Annotated in this window: 20 protein-coding genes; 13 read left to right on the forward strand and 7 right to left on the reverse strand. The window is 65.9% G+C overall.

Features of this window, described 5'->3' with window-relative positions:
* The first annotated feature begins 14 nt into the window (after window positions 1-14).
* The 10 genes from HALKA_RS0114395 (at window position 15) to HALKA_RS0114445 (ending at window position 7,165) form a co-directional block, all read left to right on the forward strand.
* Complete coding sequence (locus tag HALKA_RS0114395; protein ID WP_026190330.1) at window positions 15-554, forward strand: transcription factor; 540 nt, start codon at window positions 15-17, stop codon at window positions 552-554.
* On the forward strand, window positions 554-1,225 hold the full coding sequence (locus tag HALKA_RS0114400) for a DUF2110 family protein (protein WP_015763285.1): 672 nt from the start codon (window positions 554-556) through the stop codon (window positions 1,223-1,225). The genes HALKA_RS0114395 and HALKA_RS0114400 overlap by 1 nt, the downstream gene beginning before the upstream one ends.
* Complete coding sequence (locus HALKA_RS0114405) at window positions 1,222-1,995, forward strand: DUF5803 family protein (protein WP_018258658.1); 774 nt, start codon at window positions 1,222-1,224, stop codon at window positions 1,993-1,995. The genes HALKA_RS0114400 and HALKA_RS0114405 overlap by 4 nt, the downstream gene beginning before the upstream one ends.
* Before the next feature lie 46 nt (window positions 1,996-2,041).
* The gene (locus HALKA_RS0114410) at window positions 2,042-2,734 is read left to right on the forward strand and encodes a competence/damage-inducible protein A (RefSeq protein ID WP_018258659.1); all 693 of its coding nucleotides are present in this window, start codon (window positions 2,042-2,044) and stop codon (window positions 2,732-2,734) included.
* A 190-nt stretch (window positions 2,735-2,924) separates the two neighbouring features.
* Entirely contained in the window at window positions 2,925-3,983 is a 1,059-nt protein-coding gene (locus tag HALKA_RS0114420) for an ATP-NAD kinase family protein (protein WP_018258661.1), read from the forward strand.
* Window positions 3,984-4,106: 123 nt separating this feature from the next.
* Window positions 4,107-5,141 (forward strand): phosphate signaling complex PhoU family protein, encoded by a 1,035-nt coding sequence (locus tag HALKA_RS0114425; RefSeq protein ID WP_018258662.1) that lies wholly within the window; start codon window positions 4,107-4,109, stop codon window positions 5,139-5,141.
* 163 nt (window positions 5,142-5,304) lie between these two features.
* Complete coding sequence (locus tag HALKA_RS0114430) at window positions 5,305-5,520, forward strand: DUF7525 family protein (RefSeq protein ID WP_223270951.1); 216 nt, start codon at window positions 5,305-5,307, stop codon at window positions 5,518-5,520.
* Window positions 5,521-5,637: 117 nt separating this feature from the next.
* Window positions 5,638-5,862 (forward strand): DUF7123 family protein, encoded by a 225-nt coding sequence (locus tag HALKA_RS0114435; RefSeq protein WP_018258663.1) that lies wholly within the window; start codon window positions 5,638-5,640, stop codon window positions 5,860-5,862.
* Between the two features lie 50 nt (window positions 5,863-5,912).
* Window positions 5,913-6,356, forward strand: a complete 444-nt coding sequence (locus tag HALKA_RS0114440) for an SRPBCC family protein (RefSeq protein WP_018258664.1) — start codon at window positions 5,913-5,915, stop codon at window positions 6,354-6,356.
* Window positions 6,353-7,165, forward strand: coding sequence for a carbon-nitrogen family hydrolase (locus tag HALKA_RS0114445; RefSeq protein ID WP_018258665.1), 813 nt, complete (start codon window positions 6,353-6,355; stop codon window positions 7,163-7,165). Before HALKA_RS0114440 ends, HALKA_RS0114445 begins: the two co-directional genes overlap by 4 nt.
* Before the next feature lie 293 nt (window positions 7,166-7,458).
* On the opposite strand, the gene HALKA_RS0114450 is transcribed toward HALKA_RS0114445, so the two are convergent.
* The 3 genes from HALKA_RS0114450 to HALKA_RS0114460 all read right to left on the reverse strand — a co-directional run bounded on the left by HALKA_RS0114450 (window position 7,459) and on the right by HALKA_RS0114460 (window position 12,548).
* On the reverse strand, window positions 7,459-8,667 hold the full coding sequence (locus HALKA_RS0114450; RefSeq protein WP_018258666.1) for a PQQ-dependent sugar dehydrogenase: 1,209 nt from the start codon (window positions 8,665-8,667) through the stop codon (window positions 7,459-7,461).
* A 171-nt stretch (window positions 8,668-8,838) separates the two neighbouring features.
* Window positions 8,839-10,368: an aldehyde dehydrogenase family protein gene (locus HALKA_RS0114455; protein ID WP_018258667.1), complete on the reverse strand. Its 1,530-nt coding sequence runs from the start codon at window positions 10,366-10,368 to the stop codon at window positions 8,839-8,841.
* 68 nt (window positions 10,369-10,436) lie between these two features.
* Window positions 10,437-12,548 (reverse strand): CDC48 family AAA ATPase, encoded by a 2,112-nt coding sequence (locus tag HALKA_RS0114460; RefSeq protein WP_018258668.1) that lies wholly within the window; start codon window positions 12,546-12,548, stop codon window positions 10,437-10,439.
* Between the two features lie 153 nt (window positions 12,549-12,701).
* On the opposite strand from HALKA_RS0114460, the gene HALKA_RS22180 reads away from it, so the two are divergent.
* Window positions 12,702-12,836 (forward strand): DUF7128 family protein, encoded by a 135-nt coding sequence (locus tag HALKA_RS22180; RefSeq protein WP_015763299.1) that lies wholly within the window; start codon window positions 12,702-12,704, stop codon window positions 12,834-12,836.
* 78 nt (window positions 12,837-12,914) lie between these two features.
* Here HALKA_RS22180 and HALKA_RS0114470 read toward each other — a convergent pair whose 3' ends face one another.
* Both HALKA_RS0114470 and HALKA_RS0114475 read right to left on the reverse strand, forming a co-directional pair.
* The gene (locus tag HALKA_RS0114470; protein ID WP_018258669.1) at window positions 12,915-14,120 is read right to left on the reverse strand and encodes an RNA-guided endonuclease InsQ/TnpB family protein; all 1,206 of its coding nucleotides are present in this window, start codon (window positions 14,118-14,120) and stop codon (window positions 12,915-12,917) included.
* 364 nt (window positions 14,121-14,484) lie between these two features.
* Window positions 14,485-14,913, reverse strand: a complete 429-nt coding sequence (locus HALKA_RS0114475; protein ID WP_018258670.1) for a DUF5796 family protein — start codon at window positions 14,911-14,913, stop codon at window positions 14,485-14,487.
* 96 nt (window positions 14,914-15,009) lie between these two features.
* On the opposite strand from HALKA_RS0114475, the gene HALKA_RS0114480 reads away from it, so the two are divergent.
* Both HALKA_RS0114480 and HALKA_RS0114485 read left to right on the forward strand, forming a co-directional pair.
* Window positions 15,010-15,888: a shikimate kinase gene (locus HALKA_RS0114480; RefSeq protein ID WP_018258671.1), complete on the forward strand. Its 879-nt coding sequence runs from the start codon at window positions 15,010-15,012 to the stop codon at window positions 15,886-15,888.
* Complete coding sequence (locus HALKA_RS0114485; protein ID WP_015763303.1) at window positions 15,885-16,172, forward strand: chorismate mutase; 288 nt, start codon at window positions 15,885-15,887, stop codon at window positions 16,170-16,172. Before HALKA_RS0114480 ends, HALKA_RS0114485 begins: the two co-directional genes overlap by 4 nt.
* A gap of 16 nt (window positions 16,173-16,188) precedes the next feature.
* On the opposite strand, the gene HALKA_RS19590 is transcribed toward HALKA_RS0114485, so the two are convergent.
* Both HALKA_RS19590 and HALKA_RS19595 read right to left on the reverse strand, forming a co-directional pair.
* Window positions 16,189-16,482 carry a PIN domain-containing protein gene (locus HALKA_RS19590; protein ID WP_018258673.1) on the reverse strand — a complete coding sequence of 98 codons (294 nt, stop codon included), beginning with the start codon at window positions 16,480-16,482 and terminating at the stop codon, window positions 16,189-16,191.
* A 33-nt stretch (window positions 16,483-16,515) separates the two neighbouring features.
* A partial coding sequence (locus tag HALKA_RS19595; RefSeq protein ID WP_018258674.1) for an IS1595 family transposase occupies window positions 16,516-16,862 on the reverse strand: 347 nt, incomplete at its 5' end.

The raw sequence follows: 16,862 nt of genomic DNA on the forward strand, positions 1-16,862 counted from the left end.
CCGAAGAGCATACAATGGCTTTTGAGGACCTCCTGGAGGATCCTGTGATACAGAAATACCTCCACGAACTCGTCGGACCGAAAGGGATGCCGGTCGCCGCCGCGCCGCCGGACGGCGAAGTGACCGACGAAGAACTCGCCGAAGAGCTGGGACTGGAGCTCAACGACGTGCGCCGGGCGCTGTTCATTCTCTACGAGAACGACCTGGCGTCGTATCGGCGACTCCGGGACGAAGACTCGGGGTGGCTCACCTACCTCTGGACGTTCAAGTACGAGAACATCCCGGAGAAGCTCGAAGAGGAGATGCACCGCCTGCTCGACGCGCTCGAAGACCGCGAATCGTACGAGCGAGACAACGAGTTCTACCTCTGTGAGCGCTGTGGCATCCGCTTCGAGTTCGACGAGGCGATGGAGTTTGGCTTCCAGTGTCCCGAGTGCGGTGACCAGGTCGAATCGATGGAGAACACGCGACTCGTCGACGCCATGGACGAACGGATCGCGACGCTCCGCGACGAACTCAACGTCGACCACGAACGAGAGGACGCCGAAGCCTGATGGTCGTACTCGCAACGAAGCTGTACGTCGACGGCGACGCTCGCCAGCGTGCGCTCGACTCGCTGACCTCGCTCGTCGGGAACGAACTCGCGGATCTGGACGTGGAGTACGACGTGGGGATCCGCGACGACGACTTCCCGAGCGTCACGATCACGGGGCCAGACGAGACGATCGCCCGGAACCTCCTGGGCGAGGAGTTCGGCGAGATCGTCCCGACCCTCGAAGCCGGCGAGACCTACGTCGGCACGCTCGACTCCTGGGACGACGACGGGTTCGTCCTCGACGTCGGCCACGGCGACTCCGTCCGGATCCCGGCCGACGAGATCGGTCTGGGCCGGGGGAGTCCCGAACAGGTCCGGACCCGCTTCGGACTGGTCCAGCACCTCCCGCTGGAGTTCGTCAACGACGATCCGCCACGGCTCAGCGACGCCGCCCAGGACGAGCTGTACGAGTGGACCCGCGGACAGGGCCGCGTCAACGTCAACAGTGCGACCCGGGCAGAGGTTCGGGCGACCGTCAACCGCGCCGGCCACGCCCAGGACATCGTCACCGTCGAGCGCGTCGGCCTGCTCGAACAGAGTATCGTCTGCCGTGACGAGACCGATCCGCCGGGGCTGGTGTCCAGCATCGGCCAGTACCTGCCCTCGGAGCTGCTCTGTATCGTCCCATGAGGCGTCGGGGTCTCGCGCTCGCTGCGGTGCTCGCACTCGTCGCCCTGAGTGGCTGCACCTCGCTTCTCGGGCCGGGCGAACCGGACCCCCAGCGGCTCAACGAATCCGCCGACTACGACTGGGATTCGAGCGTCAACGCCTCCATCACGCTCGAAAAGAACGCCTCTGCCCACGTGTACGGTACCGAGAACCGCTCGGAGCTACGTGTGTACGAGCGCGACGCGCTGGGCCAGGAGGCCCACCTCGAAATCAGGGCGCTCCAGTACCGATATCCGAACGGGACCGTCGTCACCGCCGACCACTCGGCGCTGTCGGTGAGCCAGACCCGCGAGCGGACCATCGTCGACGTACCCAACGAGACCGCCGGACAGGTCGCGTTCACCGCGCCGCGACAGGGCAAACGCTACTCGACGCCGGTGTTCGTCGAGGGGGCGACGAACCTCACCCTCCCGCCGGGGGCTCGCGTCGGGGTCCCGCTGCTCTCGCAGGTGAACCCACCGGCCGGCGAGCGATCGGTGACGGACGACCGGATGACGCTGACCTACGAGAACGTGACCGCCCAGACGATCCGCGTGCGCTACTACCTCCAGCGTGACCTGCTGATCTTCGGCTCGCTCTTCGGGGGTGGGATCGTCCTGGCGATCGGCGGGAGCGTCTACTACTGGCGACAGATCCAGTCGCTGAAACGAAAGCGCGAGGAGACCGCCATCGACATCGACACGGACGGCGACGACTTCGGCGACGACGGACCGCCGCCGGGCATGCGGTAGCCGCGACGACGAGAGGCTTTTACTCGGTGACGACCAACGCCGCGACATGCACGTCGCGCTGGTCACGGTCGGCGACGAACTTCTCGCTGGCGACACCGTCAACACGAACGCCGCGTGGCTCGGCCGCCGGCTCGCCGACCGCGGAGTGTCGGTCGAACGGACGACGGTCGTCCCGGATCGGCTGGCGGACATCGCTCGCGTCGTCAACGAGTACCACGCCGAGTACGACGCCGTCGTCGTCACCGGCGGGCTCGGACCGACACACGACGACAAGACGATCGAGGGCGTCGCCGCCGCCTTCGGCCGTGACGTGGTCGAGAGCGAGGAAGCGCTGTCGTGGCTGGAAGAACACGGCGGCTACGAGCGTGCGGATCTCACCGACGGCACCGGCCACGTCCCCGAAGGGGCGCGTGTGCTGCCCAATCACGAGGGCGTCGCGCCGGGCTGCGTCGTCGAGAACTGCTACGTACTGCCGGGTGTCCCCGCAGAGATGAAACGGATGTTTGAGGAGATCGAGGACGCGTTCGACGGGGACGGGCGACACGTCACCGTCGTCGAGACCGACGAACCCGAGAGCGCGCTGCTGGATCGCCTCGCCGCGGTCCAGGAGCGGTTCCCGGTGAAAGTCGGCAGCTACCCGGGCGAGCGTGTCAGCGTCAAGTTCGAGGGGACCGATCGGGAACTCGTACAGGAAGCGGCGGCGTGGTTCGAAGCGCGGGTCGAGTCCGCCGACGACTAGCGCGCGAGGAACTTGAGCCAGAGCGCCGTCGCGAGGATCCCGCCGAGCGTGACGACGTAGCCGGCCGCGTCGATGACTCCGGGCTGTACGGTTTCTTGCAGCGGAACGAACATACGACTACGTCCATCGCCCTCCGGCTTCAAAGATTCGTTCCCGGGTGGCTTTTGCGAGTGGCGACCGAACGCGTGGTATGCGCCGAATCGGTGTCGTCGTCAACCCCATCGCCGGGATGGGCGGGCGGGTCGGACTCAAAGGGACGGACGGCAAAGTCGAAGCGGCTCGCGAGCGGGGGGCCGAGCCCCGCGCACCCGAGCGTGCGACCACCGCGCTGGCCGCACTCCGAGAGTACGGCGACGAGATCGAGGTGCTCGCTTGGGGCGAGCCGATGGGTGCCGGGGCGGCCCGGGACGCGGGGTTCGAGCCGGTCGTACTCGGGGAGCCAGCGGGCGACGAGACGACGAGCGAGGATACGCGGGCCGCCGTGCGTGCCTTCCGCGAGCACGGGGTCGATCTCGTGTTCTTCGTGGGCGGGGACGGCACCGCCGTCGACGTGGCCGAGGAACTCGGCGAGGAGACGCCGATGCTCGGCGTCCCGGCCGGCGTCAAGGTGTACTCGTCTGTCTTCGGCGTCTCACCGCGTGCGGCCGGCCGCATCGCCGCCCGCTTTACCGACACCGAACGGGCGGAGGTCAACGACATCGACGAGGACGAGTACCGCCGAGGCGAGGTCGTCACCGAGCTTCGGGCCGTCGTTCGCGTCCCACAGGCAGACGAGCGCCAGTCCGCGAAGCAACTCGGCGGCGGCACCGTCGAGACGCTGGCCGAGGCCGTCGCAGAGGAGGCACGATCGGGAGTCACCTACGTCCTCGGACCCGGCAGCACCGTCGGCGCGATCAAGTCCGCGCTGGGGTTCGACGGCACGACCCTGGGCGTCGACGTGTGGCGGGACGGGGCGGTTCTCGTCAGGGACGGCGGCGAGGCGGAGATCGTCGACGCGCTCGGCGAGGACAACGTCGTGATCGTCTCGCCCATCGGCGGACAGGGGTTCGTCTTCGGCCGAGGGAACCAACAGCTGTCGCCGGCCGTCATCGAACGCTGTGAGATCGAGGTCGTCGCCTCGCGGGCCAAGCTCGACGACATCGGCGTGTTGCGCGTCGACACCGGCGATCCGGAACTCGACGAGCAGTTGCGGGGCTGGCTCCGGGTGCGCGTCGGGGCCTTCGAGCGCCGTCTCGTCGAGGTCGCCTGACGCCGCGACGATCGGTGGATGTTCGTCCACCAATTCCCGGTAACGAATTCCAATATTATTATTCGCGGAATGTATTCGACCGTATAGACAACATTAAGGTGAGCTGGGACAAGTAAAGGACATATGGAAACCCGAAAGGTACAGCGGTTGGGCCCGTCGACGCTCGCGATGACGTTGCCGGCGGAGTGGGCCAGCGACCACGACGTGGAGAAGGGCGACGAAGTGTCGCTGCGAATCAGCGGCAACGGTGCCCTCACCGTGTTGCCCGAATCGGTGCAGGCAGAGGAGTCCGAGGCGATCATCTACGCCGCCAATCTCGACGCCGACGCCGTCGAGCGAGCGATCGTCGCCCAGTACGTGCTGGGCCGCCGGATCATCCACATCGACGCTGGCGAGGGCGAGACGCTCCCCTCGGAACACATCAACGCCGTCTACAACGCCGAGACCCAGCTGATGGGGCTGGGCGTCATCGAGGAACGCCCGGAACGCATCGCCATCCGGTGCTCGGTCGACCCCGAAGACTTCACGCTGAACAACCTCCTCGAACGGCTCGAATCGACCGGCAGCACCATGCGAAACGAGGCCGTCAAGTCGCTGGCCCACGGCAACCCCGATCTCGCACAGCGCGCACTCAACCGGGAACGCCAGGCAAACAAGATCTTCGTGCTCCTCCTTCGCCTCATCTTCACCTCCTACCAGAACCCCAATCTGGCGCGGGCGGTCGGCCTCGACGACGGCTTCCCGCTGATCGGCTACCGATCGATCGCGAAGAACCTGGAGCTGACTGCCGACAACGCCGAGGACATCGCCGAGATCGCCCTGGCGTCCGACGATCACACGCTCACGATCGAGTCGTCGACGATGCGTCGGATCCGCGATTTCACCGATCAGGTCAACGAGATCACGGAGAAAGCGGTGACCGCCACCGTCGAGCGCGACTACGACACCGCCATCGAAGTCCGCGAGACCTACGCCGAGATCGGCGACCGGGAGACCGAGATTCTTGACGATCTGCCGGAGATGGGCAACGAGTCGCTCCTGCAGGTGCGAGAAGTCCTCGTGAGCCTCCAGCAGACCGCCGAGTACGCCGTCCGAAACGCCGAGATCGCGACGAACCTCGCGCTCAACGAGGAGTCCGAGCACACCGAGATCAAGTAATCGTCGGTCATACGGACAGTTGTAGGAATTTACCGGTGAACGTCTACTCCGTGGCGACGCTCACCGGTAAGCAACTACGACTTTCCGTATCAGAGCACGCCGTCGTCGCTCTCGGGGCGCTCGCTCCGCATGAATTAAGTGGCCACTCGGGATAGCAGTTCGTATGGCAACAACGTCGTCGAAGACGGACATGAGCGTCGGACTGGGGCTGCTCTTCTCGATCGTGGCGGTCGTCGCTTCGGTCGCGACAGGGGTCTTCGGCTACTCGTACGCGCTGGAACACGCCCGTGCAGTGCAGGTCAACGGCGGGATCGCCTTCGGCGTCGCGATGCTGGCAGCTGGCCTGGCGATCGTGGCGATCCACGCCTTCGACGACTGATCGACCGGCCGACGAGTCGTCGTTCGAACACCCTTTTGTTCCCACCTCCTGCCCGTCTACTCCGCTCCGATAGCTCGGAAAGGAACGGTTAAGACTTCGAAGGCCCTACTTGGAGGCATGGGAGAGATCAGCGAGGAAGACCGGCAGATCCTCGACTACCTGAGGGACAGCGTCTCCCGCGGGCAGAGCTACTTCCGCGCGAAGAACATCGCCGAGCAGCTCGGTCTCTCGTCGAAGCAGGTCGGTGCCCGGTTGCCGCGACTCGCCGAGGAGGCCGACGAGGTCGACATCGAGAAGTGGGGCCGATCCCGCTCGACGACGTGGCGCGTCACGCTGAGCTAGTCGTGGCGGTCTTCGCCGTCTTTTTGACCACGTACCCCTGACGACATCGTATGACTGTCCGGGTCGAGCGGACGATGACGGTACCGGCGTCGCCCGAGCGTGTCTGGGAGTTCATCGCAGACCCGGACCGACGCGCCGCGCCGCTCAGCGTCATCGAGCGATGGGAGACACACGACGACGGCTCGGCCACGTGGCACCTCGCGCTCCCGATCCCGCTGATCGACAGCACGGTCGCCGTCGAGACCAGCGACGACGAACGGCGGGCTCCCGACTACGTCAGCTTCACCGGCCGATCGAAGGTGATGTCGGTGCGGGGAGAACACGAACTGGAAGCGATCGAGCGGGACGACGCGGACGTGGCGACGCGACTGACGAATCGGTTCGTCGTCGACGGTCGAATCCCGGGCGTCGAGCGGTTCTTCAAGCGCAACTTCGACGCCGAGCTGGAGAACCTCGAACGCGCGCTGCTGGCAGACATCGAGGACCGCCCGTGAAGATCGCGCTCGCACAGCACCGCGTCGAAGCGGGCACCGTCGAGGGAAACGTCGAGCGAGCGACGGCGATGATCGAACGAGCCGCCGACCGGGGTGTGGGACTCGTCGCGCTACCGGAGCTGTTCGCCACCGGCTACTTCGCCTTCGACGCCTACGCCCGCACCGCCGAGTCCCTGACCGGACCGACGCTGACGCGCCTCAGAGAGACGGCGGCCGAGCACGACCTCGCCCTCCTCGCGGGGTCGATCGTCGAGGACTTGGCTGCCAGCCGCGCGGCCGGCATCGAGACGCCGGCCACGACGGGCTACGCCAACACGTCCGTGCTGTTCGACAGCGACGGACAGCGCCGCAGCGTGTACCGCAAACACCACCTCTTTGGCTACGGCTCGGCCGAGCAGGACCTCCTGGAGCCGGGCGAGCGCATCCAGACTGCCGACATCGGGGGGTTTACCGTCGGCGTCACGACCTGCTACGACCTCCGATTTCCGGAGCTCTACCGGGAACTGGCCGACCGCGGCGTCACGCTCGCGCTCGTCCCGAGCGCGTGGCCCTATCCCCGCGTCGAGCACTGGTCGGTCCTGCCGAAGGCACGCGCCGTCGAGAACCTCACGTACGTCGCGGCGGCAAACGGCGTCGGCACGTTCGACGGCGAGGCGCTGCTCGGTCGCTCGACGGTGTACGATCCGTGGGGGACGCCGATCGCGTCGACGGGCGACGAGCCGGCACTCGTCACCGCCGACCTCGATCCGGATCGGGTCGCCGCCGTCCGCGAGTCGTTCCCGGCGCTCGACGATCGCCGCCAATCCTGAGCTTTATACGTGCTCGGTCGAGAGTAGCAAGTGCCGGCACGGCGCTTTTCACGTCTTTGCCGGCGAACTAGCTCGGCTCGCTCGACTCGCTGCTCGGCCACGGTGGCGATCGCCCAAGGCTGTCCGGACAGCCTTTCTCGGCGTCCTTCCATCGTGTTGGGTCTCCAGCCCTTTTGACGCTCGCTCGCAACCGTTCTCTCTCGTCCTCGGAGCGCCGCTCACACTGTCGGCTGACACCCTGGGAGAGACTCGCCGTGGTGGCGAACTCGTTTACAGACGGACAGCCGACAGCATCACGCAGGCGAGAGGCGCACGATCGGCGCGTCGTCGGCGTCGACGGCCACGTAGAGGTGCCCCTCTTCGACGCCCTGGGCCACGTCTCTGATTCGCCACCCGCGTCCCGACAGCAGCTGCTCGGCCTCGGTCACGTCGGTGCCGTCGACGGTGAAGCGAGCGAGAGACTGCGCGGCCAGCCCGCCGACGAACAGATCGCCGTCCCACTCCGGGAACGCCGCGCCGGTGTAGAACGTCATTCCGCTGGGTGGGAAGCCACCGCTCCCGCAGGGCCAGGAGTAGACCGGCCCGACCACGTCGTCGCGGTCCGCGTGTGCCACGCCGATGGGATCGCCCGAACCGTACGTACAGCCTTCGTCGGCGACGGGCCACCCGTAGTTGCCCCCGCGCTGGAGGACGTTGATCTCGTCGCCGTCCTGCTCCCCGAACTCGCTCTGCCAGATCGCGCCGGTGTCGGGATGGACGGCCATGCCCTGGGCGTTGCGGTGGCCGTAGCTGTAGACGGCGTCGGCGGCCGCCGGCTCGTCGACGAACGGATTGTCGTCCGGGACCGAGCCGTCGGGTTCGAGGCGCAGCGTCACACCGAGTTCCGTCGTCGGGTCCTGGGCGACGTGCTCGGGGCCGAACTCCTTGAACTGTCGATCACCGACCGTCTGGTAGACCGTGCCGTCCCGGCCGAAAGCGACCCGGGAGCCGAAGTGGCCGTTCGACTCGACGAAGGGCTCGGCGACGTGGAGCCGCTCGAACGCGTCGAGCGAGCCGCTGTCGACGTTCAGCCGCCCGCGACCCAGCGCCGTCGTCGACTCGCCGCCGTCGTTGGCGCTGGCGTAGGTCAGGTACGCCCACAGCGTCTCCTCGAACTCGGGGTGGAGTGCGCTGTCGAGCAAGCCGCCCTGGCCCCGGGCGTGGACCGACGGCACGCCGGTCAGTTCGCTCTTCTCGCCGTCCGGCAACGACACCAGCGAGAGCCGACCAGGCCGTTCGGTCACGAGCAACTGTTCCCCGCCGGGTAGCGGTGTGACGCTCCACGGAGCCGTGAACGACTCCGCGACGCGATCGACGGCGACCCCGGCGTCGTCGTCGGTCTCGGTCGGTGATCGCTGTCCGACCGAGCGCCCGCCACAGCCGGCCACGAGACCGCCGAGGCCGGCGGCCATCGTGGCCAACATCGATCGACGCCGCGTGACTGCTGTCGTCTCGTCGGTCATACTGCCACTTCGTGCCCCACGTTCACAAACCTCTCGTCGACTCGCTCCCGCGGGTCGAACTCTCTCGGAGCACACGCCACCGCTACTCGCGGCTCGTCCCGCTCGTCGAGCGCATCACTCCTCTGCTCGCAGTGAACCACTGGTCGGCGATGAAACGCCTCCCTGCGTCGTTCACTCCTCGGTCCGTATATCAGCCGACAACCCCTGTGCCATCTCGATCTCCTTCGAGTTGTTGATCGTCCAGGCCGTTCGTTCGGTGACCGCCTCGATCACCTCGCGGGCGTGTGGCGAGCCGCTGCCGGACTTCTTGACGCCGCCGAAGGGGAGGTGAACCTCCGCGCCGATACACGGGAGGTTCCCGTAGGCCAGTCCGAGGTCGGCGTTGTCTCGGAAGTAGTTGATCTGGCGGTAGTCCTCGGCGACGATCGCGCCGGCGAGGCCGTACGGCGTCGCGTTGACCATCTCGACCGCGCGTTCGACCCCGCCGGAGTACTCCAGCAGGGCGACGTGGGGGCCGAACACCTCTTCGGTGAGACAGCGCAGTTCGGGATCGTACTCCATCTCGTAGACGAAGGGTCCGACCCAGTTGCCCTCTTCGCGGCCGTCGGGGATCGCGTCGGGGGCCAGTTCTTCGCGGTCGACGAGGACCGTCGCGCCCTCCTGTCGGGCCAGTTCGTTGTACTCCGCGAACTTCTCGACTTGCTCTTGGTCGACGACCGGGCCCATGAACGTCGACTCGTCGAGGGGATCCCCGACCGTCACGTCTTCCGCGAGGTCGACGAAGCGGCGCTTGAACTCCTCGTACACGTCCTCGTGGACGATCAGGCGCTCCGCGGAGACACAGCGCTGGCCGGCCGTCTTGAACGAGGACATCACCGCCGAGTGGACCGCGATATCCAGGTCGGCGGTGTCGGTGACGACGACCGCGTTCTTGCCGCCCATCTCGCAACACGCGCTCCGGCCCGGCCGGCCGCCGATCTTGCCGGCCACCTCGTGGCCGACCGCCGCGGAGCCCGTAAAGAGGACGGTGTCGACGCGGTCGTCCTCGACGACGGCGTTGCCGGCGTCGCCGTACCCCTGAACGAGGTTGAACACGCCGTCGGGGATCCCCGCGTCGTCGAACATCTCCGCGACGATCTGGGCACACCACGGGGTCTGTTCGGCGGGCTTCCAGACGACGGTGTTGCCCTCGACGAGCGCGACCGCCATGTGCCAGAACGGGATGGCGACGGGGAAGTTCCAGGGCGTGATGCAGCCGACGACGCCGCGGGGCTTGCGCCGCATGTAGGCGTCCTTGCTCGCGACCTCGCTCGGAACGACGTCGCCGTGGGGGTGGCGGGCGTTGCCCGCGGCCCACTCGACCATGTGGTAGGCCTCGACCACGTCGGCTCGGCCCTCGGAGAGTTCTTTCCCGCACTCTCTGCTGACGACTTCGCCGAGTTCGTCGGTGCGGTCTCGGAGCTCGTGGAAGATCTCCCAGAGGTGTTCCGCGCGATCGATGTAGGAGAGGGACTGCCACTCGTCGGCGGCGGCCTCGGCGGCGGCGACGGCGCTGGCTACGTCGTCGCCCGTTCCGCGCTGGAACTCGGCCAGCACCTCGCCGGTCGCGGGCTCGCGGCTCTCGAAGGTCGTCGTACTGTCGCCGTCTGTCCACTCACCGTCGATGTAGTGGCGGCCGGGGACCTCGCTGTCTCGGGTCATGTGAGCGTGTGGACTTGACCCCCGGTAGACAAAAATCTATGTCACGAGACGGGTGTGGGTCGCTGGCGTCAGACCGATTCGAGCGCGGCCTCGAAGTCGGCCGTCTCGATGACGACCGATTCGGCGCTGGCTGCAACGTCGTCGGGATCGATGTCGTCGGCGACGGCCCGGATCGCTCGCATCGAGGCTTCCCGGACGAGTGCCTCGATCTGGGCTCCCGAGTACCCCTCCGTCCGGGCCGCCAGCCCGTCGAGATCGACGCCGTCGCCGAGGGGCTTGTCGGCGGTGTGGACCGCCAGGATCTCGCGACGCGCGGCGCGATCCGGGTTCGGCACTTCGACGTGCTGCTCGAACCGACCCGGCCGCAAGAGCGCGTCGTCGAGCGTCTCGCGGCGGTTCGTCGCCGCCAGGACGACGAGGTTGGGGTTCTCCGTGATCCCGTCGAGCTCGGTCAGCAGCTGGGAGACGACGCGCTCGGAGACCTCGTTGCTCTCCCCGCGCTGGCCCGCGACGGCGTCGATCTCGTCGAGGAAGACGATGCTCGGGGCGGTCTGGCGGGCTCGCTCGAACACCTCTCTGACCGACTCCTCGGACTCGCCGACGTAGCGATCGAGCAGTTCGGGGCCGTTGACGTGGATGAAGTTGACGCCGCTCTCGCCGGCGATCGCGCGGGCCAGCAGGGTCTTGCCGGTCCCCGGCGGCCCGTAGAGGAGCACGCCGCTGGGCGGATCCGTGTCGGTCGCCGAGAAGAGCGGCCCGTAGGCGAGTGGCCACTCGACGGCCTCCGTGAGCCGCTCTTTCACCTCGTCGAGCCCGCCGACGGCGTCGAACGAGACCGACGGCGACTCCGCGACGTACTCTCGCATCGCCGAGGGTTCGACGGCCGCCATCGCCGTCTCGAAGTCGGCCCGGTTCACGTCCGGGTCGTCGCTCTCTCGTCGCAGCGCCGTCATCGCGGCCTCCGTGGTCAGCGTCGCCAGGTCCGCGCCGACGAAACCGTGGGTCTGACTCGCCACGTCGTCGAGTTCGACGTCGTCGTCGATCGGCATCTCGCGGGTGTGTACGTCGAGGATCTCTCGCCGACCCGGCTCGTCCGGCACGCCGATCTCGATCTCGCGGTCGAAGCGCCCGCCCCGCCGGAGGGCGTCGTCGATCGTGTCGACGCGGTTGGTCGCGCCGATGACGACGACCCGCCCGCGGTCTTCCAGCCCGTCCATCAGCGTGAGCAACTGGGCGACGACGCGGTTCTCCATGTCGGCGTCCTCGTCGCGAGAGCCCGCGATCGAGTCGATCTCGTCGATGAAGAGGATCGACGGCGCGTTGTCCTCGGCGCGCTCGAAGGCCTCTCGCAACCGCTCCTCGGATTCGCCCTTGTACTTGGAGACGATCTCCGGGCCGGAGATCGTGTCGAAGTACGCGTCGACCTCGTTGGCGACGGCCCGAGCGATCAGCGTCTTCCCGGTGCCGGGCGGCCCGTGGAGCAAGACGCCACTGGGCGGGTCGATTCCGAGCCGACGGAACCGCTCGGGCTCGGAGAGTGGCATCTCGATCATCTCGCGGATCTGGTCGAGCTCTTCGTCGAGGCCCCCGATGTCCTCGTAGTTCACGTCGATGTCGGCCGTTTCGGTCGCCTCGTCCTCGGACGGGGGATTTACCGACGACGCGGTCGCCGACTCCTCGCGGTCGCCGCTGTAGGGCAACACTGTGACGCGGGTGTCGTCGGCGACGCGCACGGACCCTTCCGGCGAAGTCGAGCGTACGAGGAACGTCCCCAGCCCCTCGACGTGGACCTGCTCGTCTCGCTGGACGAGTCGGTCGACGAGCCGGTCGCGGACGGCGTGCTCGTAGGACTCGCTGCCGGGGAGGGGCTTTGCCGGCTGGACGGTGATCGTCGTCGCGTCGTCGACGCTCGCGTTCGAGACCGTCACGGTGTCGCCGATGTTGACACCGGCGTTGGCCCGCGTGTCCGCGTCGATTCTGACGAACTGGCCGCCGTTGTCGCTGGCCGGCCAGACCTTGACGACGGTCTTCCTGTCGCCGCCGACGATGATCGGGTCGCCGCTGAGGACGTTCAGTTCGTCCCGGACCGAGTCCGGCAGCCGAGCGATGCCACGCCCCGCGTCGCGCTTGTTGGCCCCTTCGACTTCGAGCTCGATCCCGCCAGACGGGTGACCACTCATGCGCTCGGATAGAGGACCGACGGTCTTGATACCGTCGCCTGGTAGCTGGGCGGCGTCCGGCGGTCGCGGTGTCTACCGACGGCGATCTGGTGATCGTCTGTCGAACGCAGCCCCGGAGAAACGCCTATACCGGAGGCGTGTGGAACACGTGACATGGTCTCTCAGACCGAGCGTGACGAGATGACCTGGTACGAGTGCGAGCACTGCGGGCTCATGTTCGACGACGAGAGCGACGCCGACCAGCACGAGCGCAACTGTGACTCGGAAGAACCGTCCTACATCCAGTAAACTACCCTCCCCTACTTCGCTCGGGGGTAATTACCCCGCTCGCTCGTTGAGGGGAGGGCTTTCGCGTGGACTCCCGTTCTACGCCTCGGATGAGGCGGGAAGGTCGTACTCTCCACTCACGTTCAGCGTCCCGCGATTCAAGCGCACGTCTACGGGTGCGCCTCCGGCATCTGCGTTTTGCCGACGCCGGAGATACTGCAAACCGATGTTCTTGGAAGCGTTGTAGTCCGCGTGGTTCTTGTACCCACACTTCAGACACTCGAACGACTCTTGATGGCGATTGTCGTCGTGGGTAAACCCACAGGTCGAACATCGCTTCGAAGTGTTGCGTGGGTCCACTTGGACGGATTCGACGCCTTGCTCTCTAGCTTTGTATTCGACGTACTCATAGAGGCGACGGAACGCCCACAGATGATGCCACGACGCGTCTGGCACGTTCTCACGAATATCGGTCAGATCCTCGAACACGATATGCGAACAGTCGTGTTCGACGGCTTCAGCGACGATTTCGTTGGCGACACGGTGCAGGAATATCTCGAAGCGCCCGTCCTCTTTCTGTTCAACTCCTTCTATCGCGTCGTGTGCGGCCCGTGTCCCGCACTGCTGGAGGTCGCCACGCCGTTTCTCGTACTCTCGCTTCCAGTGGTTGAACTCGTCTGCCGACCAGAACCGACCAGTCGAAGCGACCGCGAGCTGGTTCACACCGAGGTCCACACCGAGGACTGTTCTGTGCCCGGTCGTGGTGTCGGTGTCGTCCTCTTTGAGCATCGATGCATGGAGATACCAGTCGCCATCACGTCGATGGAGAGTCGCCCGCCGAAACTCGTACTCCTCGTCTGTGACGTACTTCGTCGGTGGTACGTCAGCGTCGTCAGGGAGGATATAGTCACACCCGATTCGTCCGTCCACTGTTGACAGCGAAACGTGGTCACGATGGAACGTGGCACTTCGCTTGTCGTAGATTGCGGTATCCGCAGTGAACGTCGGGCGAGACGTATCTTGGTCGTTTGTGAGCCGTTCGACGCCGCTTTTGACGGCTTCGACGGCTTGGCGAATCCCCTTCTGGACGAGGTTCGCGGTCAACTCGGTGTCCTCGCGTAGCTGGTCGTACAGGCCGCGTTCGGCTTTTGCTTTCGAGGTAACGTGGTAGCCGTCGTCGCCGTGCCAGCACCACCTACTCGCGGTGTTGGCGCAGTATTTGAATTGCTCGACAGTCTCCTGAAGGTGTGCATCCGCGCCTTCGGGCGTGTCGAGCTTGATAACGGCAGTACGACGGTACTCCACTGTATTTTCACATATATACCAGTAGTTACTTAATAGTTGGGAATTAGCAGGCAACAGTTTGGCGGCTAGTCAGTACCATGTCGGCTTCTGCTCACGGCTTCGCCGTTCGCACGGCCCGCGGAACGGAGTTCCGCGCTGTCCTCCCCACCCTACTCGTTTGTGCTTCCGACGTATCGGAAGCTCGGCACTCCTTGAGGGTGGGGCCTCCACCTTGAATTAGGTGAACTGCTCCGGGGTCAAGCCCCGGAGCTTCTTCCCGTAGACGACTCGTCGATCGACCGCCTCGACGGTCGGAGCGGCGCGTTCGTGCGGCCGCGCACCGCTTTGCGACCCAGCGGCCGCGGATGGCTCGAAACCACGGATATCACTCGCTGCCGACGATCTCGTAGCTCCGTTCGCCCATCTCGTCTTCGACGAACACGAAGACGCGTCCACGAGCCGTTTCGGGATCGGCCTCGACTTCGACGCGCATCGACGCGTCCGTGATCGTCACGCCGGGGAACACCTCTTCTTGCTCGCCCGTGTCGAGCATGATCCGGCCCACGCCGGTCTCTTCGAGGATGTCGTCGTGGGTGTTGAGATCGTTGACGTACAGCAACACGCCTTCGGTCTCGTTGGGATCGGTCACGAGAACGTGGACCTCTTTGGCTGGTGCTGCCACGACGCTGTCTTCGACTCGCTCGGGGACGCCGTGGTAGAACACTTCTCGGCCGTCGGTGTACTCGACTACGACGCCGTCTTCCGTGAGCTGGACCGACAGCGTCTCCGGGGCTACGTCGTTGCGGGCACTCATTGGCGACGGTTCGCCTCGGACCGGCAAAAGCGCCGCGTTCCACCGGCGGCTACCAGACCGCCACAGGTAAATACGGTCGTGTGGGACAGTGAGACGATGCAGGGGAAGGCTGCGGCCCCGGCGGCCGGGACGGTGCTGAACGCGCTCGCCACCCACCGCGGGTCGGCGTTCGCCATCGACGAGTACACCCACGCGACGGTCGATCTGTTCACCGAGGCGGAGATCGACGACGACGAGGAGGCAGTCGTCGGGGAGATCGCTGGCGCGCCCGACGCCGACACTCGCCTGATCGAGACCTGCGTCGAGTACGTCCTCGACGCTCACGGCGAACCAGAGGTGGCCGGTGCCGTCGTCCGAACCGAGAGCGACGTGCCGATGGCCTCGGGTCTCAAGAGCAGCTCGGCGGCCGCCAACGCGACCGTCATGGCGACGCTTGACGCGCTCGACAGGACCGACCGGATGACGCGAGAGGACATGGCCCGCCTCGGCGTGATGGCGGCGCGAGACGTGGGCGTCACGGCCACCGGTGCGTTCGACGACGCCTCCGCCTCGATGCTCGGGGGCGTCACCGTCACGGACAACGACGCCGACGAGCTACTGGCACGCGACGAGATCGACTGGGACGTGCTCGTCTACACGCCCCCAGAGCAGGCGTTCAGCGCCGACGCGGACGTGCGCCGCTGCGAGCACGTCGCTCCGATGGCCCGGCTGGTCGAGGACCTCGCGCTCGACGGCGACTACGAACGAGCGATGACGGTCAACGGACTGGCCTTCTGTGCGGCGCTCGACTTCGACTCGGAGCCTCTCATCGAAGCGATGCGGCAGGTCGAGGGCGTCTCGCTCTCCGGCACCGGCCCGTCCTACGTCGCCGTCGGCCCACGTCCCGCGCTCGAACAGGTCCAGGTCTACTGGGAGCAGCGCGACGGCAACACCTGGCTGACCACGACCCAAACGGAGGGAACTCACACACTATGAGCACGAATCCAGAGGACATGAGTCTCGACGAACTGCGCACAGAGATCCAGACGATCGACCGCGAGATCGTCGAGAAGATCGCACAGCGGACCTACGTCGCCGACACGATCGCCGAGGTCAAAGACGAGAAGGGCCTGCCCACGACGGACGAGGACCAGGAACAGTCCGTGATGGATCGGGCCGGCGAGAACGCCGAACGGTTCGACGTGGACGCCAACCTCGTGAAAGCGATCTTCCGACTACTGATCGAACTGAACAAGGTCGAACAGCGGGAGAGTCGGTAGCACTTCACTCGAAGATTTAGTAAGACTGTATTTCAAGGCCGTCGATACGTCCGAAGTGCTTCGTGTTTCTCGTGAGAACCGGTTCGTCATTGAGAAGCGTAGTCGCAGCGATAATACAGTCCTCTCGCTCGATCCGTTCACCGTCGTTGATTAGCTCACCGGAGAGTTTTCCGGCTTTTCGCATCACGGTGTGGTCGGCGCTCACGATGTGCTTCGTTTCCAGTATCTCGAGAATTCGCTCTCGCTTCGTCTCCGGCGTTCGAGACCGAGCGACGCCCTCGTAGAGTTCCAAAACCGTCACGGCAGACATTTTCTGTGGTCGCGCTTCTTTTTTGACGATCGCTCATCCCGATACATTGTAACACAGCAGTTTCTTGAACCAGTCGTCCGGTGAGTTGAGTTTCAGTGCGAGAAATCCGAGGTATTTTTGGAGATGATGCTTCGAGATGCCTCTGAACTTCGCCAGCCACTGGCGAAGGAAGCTGTGGCGGTTCTCGCAGGTNTTTGTGTGGGCGTCACCGATGACGTAGGTGTCGGAGTGGGTGACGGCCAGATGGCCGTCCACCCCCTCCGTCTCCTCGATGTCCTCATAGATCGTGTAGCCGTCGGTACAGAGGATGACGCTTCCGTCGCCGTACTCAGAGATGTCCTCGTCGGCCTCTTGCAGATCCTTACAGACGAGAAATCGCA

Origin of the sequence: Halomicrobium katesii DSM 19301 (genome assembly GCF_000379085.1) — an archaeon.
Taxonomy (GTDB): domain Archaea; phylum Halobacteriota; class Halobacteria; order Halobacteriales; family Haloarculaceae; genus Halomicrobium; species Halomicrobium katesii.

Coding starts and splice junctions, on each gene's coding strand:
- HALKA_RS0114475 (WP_018258670.1), bottom strand. CDS start 14,913: ATGAGTGCCCGCAACGACGTAGCCCCGGAGACGCTGTCGGTCCAGCTC.
- HALKA_RS0114395 (WP_026190330.1), top strand. CDS start 15: ATGGCTTTTGAGGACCTCCTGGAGGATCCTGTGATACAGAAATACCTC.
- HALKA_RS0114400 (WP_015763285.1), top strand. CDS start 554: ATGGTCGTACTCGCAACGAAGCTGTACGTCGACGGCGACGCTCGCCAG.
- HALKA_RS0114425 (WP_018258662.1), top strand. CDS start 4,107: ATGGAAACCCGAAAGGTACAGCGGTTGGGCCCGTCGACGCTCGCGATG.
- HALKA_RS0114410 (WP_018258659.1), top strand. CDS start 2,042: ATGCACGTCGCGCTGGTCACGGTCGGCGACGAACTTCTCGCTGGCGAC.
- HALKA_RS0114405 (WP_018258658.1), top strand. CDS start 1,222: ATGAGGCGTCGGGGTCTCGCGCTCGCTGCGGTGCTCGCACTCGTCGCC.
- HALKA_RS19590 (WP_018258673.1), bottom strand. CDS start 16,482: ATGTCTGCCGTGACGGTTTTGGAACTCTACGAGGGCGTCGCTCGGTCT.
- HALKA_RS0114440 (WP_018258664.1), top strand. CDS start 5,913: ATGACTGTCCGGGTCGAGCGGACGATGACGGTACCGGCGTCGCCCGAG.
- HALKA_RS22180 (WP_015763299.1), top strand. CDS start 12,702: ATGGTCTCTCAGACCGAGCGTGACGAGATGACCTGGTACGAGTGCGAG.
- HALKA_RS0114430 (WP_223270951.1), top strand. CDS start 5,305: ATGGCAACAACGTCGTCGAAGACGGACATGAGCGTCGGACTGGGGCTG.
- HALKA_RS0114450 (WP_018258666.1), bottom strand. CDS start 8,667: ATGACCGACGAGACGACAGCAGTCACGCGGCGTCGATCGATGTTGGCC.
- HALKA_RS0114460 (WP_018258668.1), bottom strand. CDS start 12,548: ATGAGTGGTCACCCGTCTGGCGGGATCGAGCTCGAAGTCGAAGGGGCC.
- HALKA_RS0114480 (WP_018258671.1), top strand. CDS start 15,010: ATGCAGGGGAAGGCTGCGGCCCCGGCGGCCGGGACGGTGCTGAACGCG.
- HALKA_RS0114485 (WP_015763303.1), top strand. CDS start 15,885: ATGAGCACGAATCCAGAGGACATGAGTCTCGACGAACTGCGCACAGAG.
- HALKA_RS0114455 (WP_018258667.1), bottom strand. CDS start 10,368: ATGACCCGAGACAGCGAGGTCCCCGGCCGCCACTACATCGACGGTGAG.
- HALKA_RS0114420 (WP_018258661.1), top strand. CDS start 2,925: ATGCGCCGAATCGGTGTCGTCGTCAACCCCATCGCCGGGATGGGCGGG.
- HALKA_RS0114435 (WP_018258663.1), top strand. CDS start 5,638: ATGGGAGAGATCAGCGAGGAAGACCGGCAGATCCTCGACTACCTGAGG.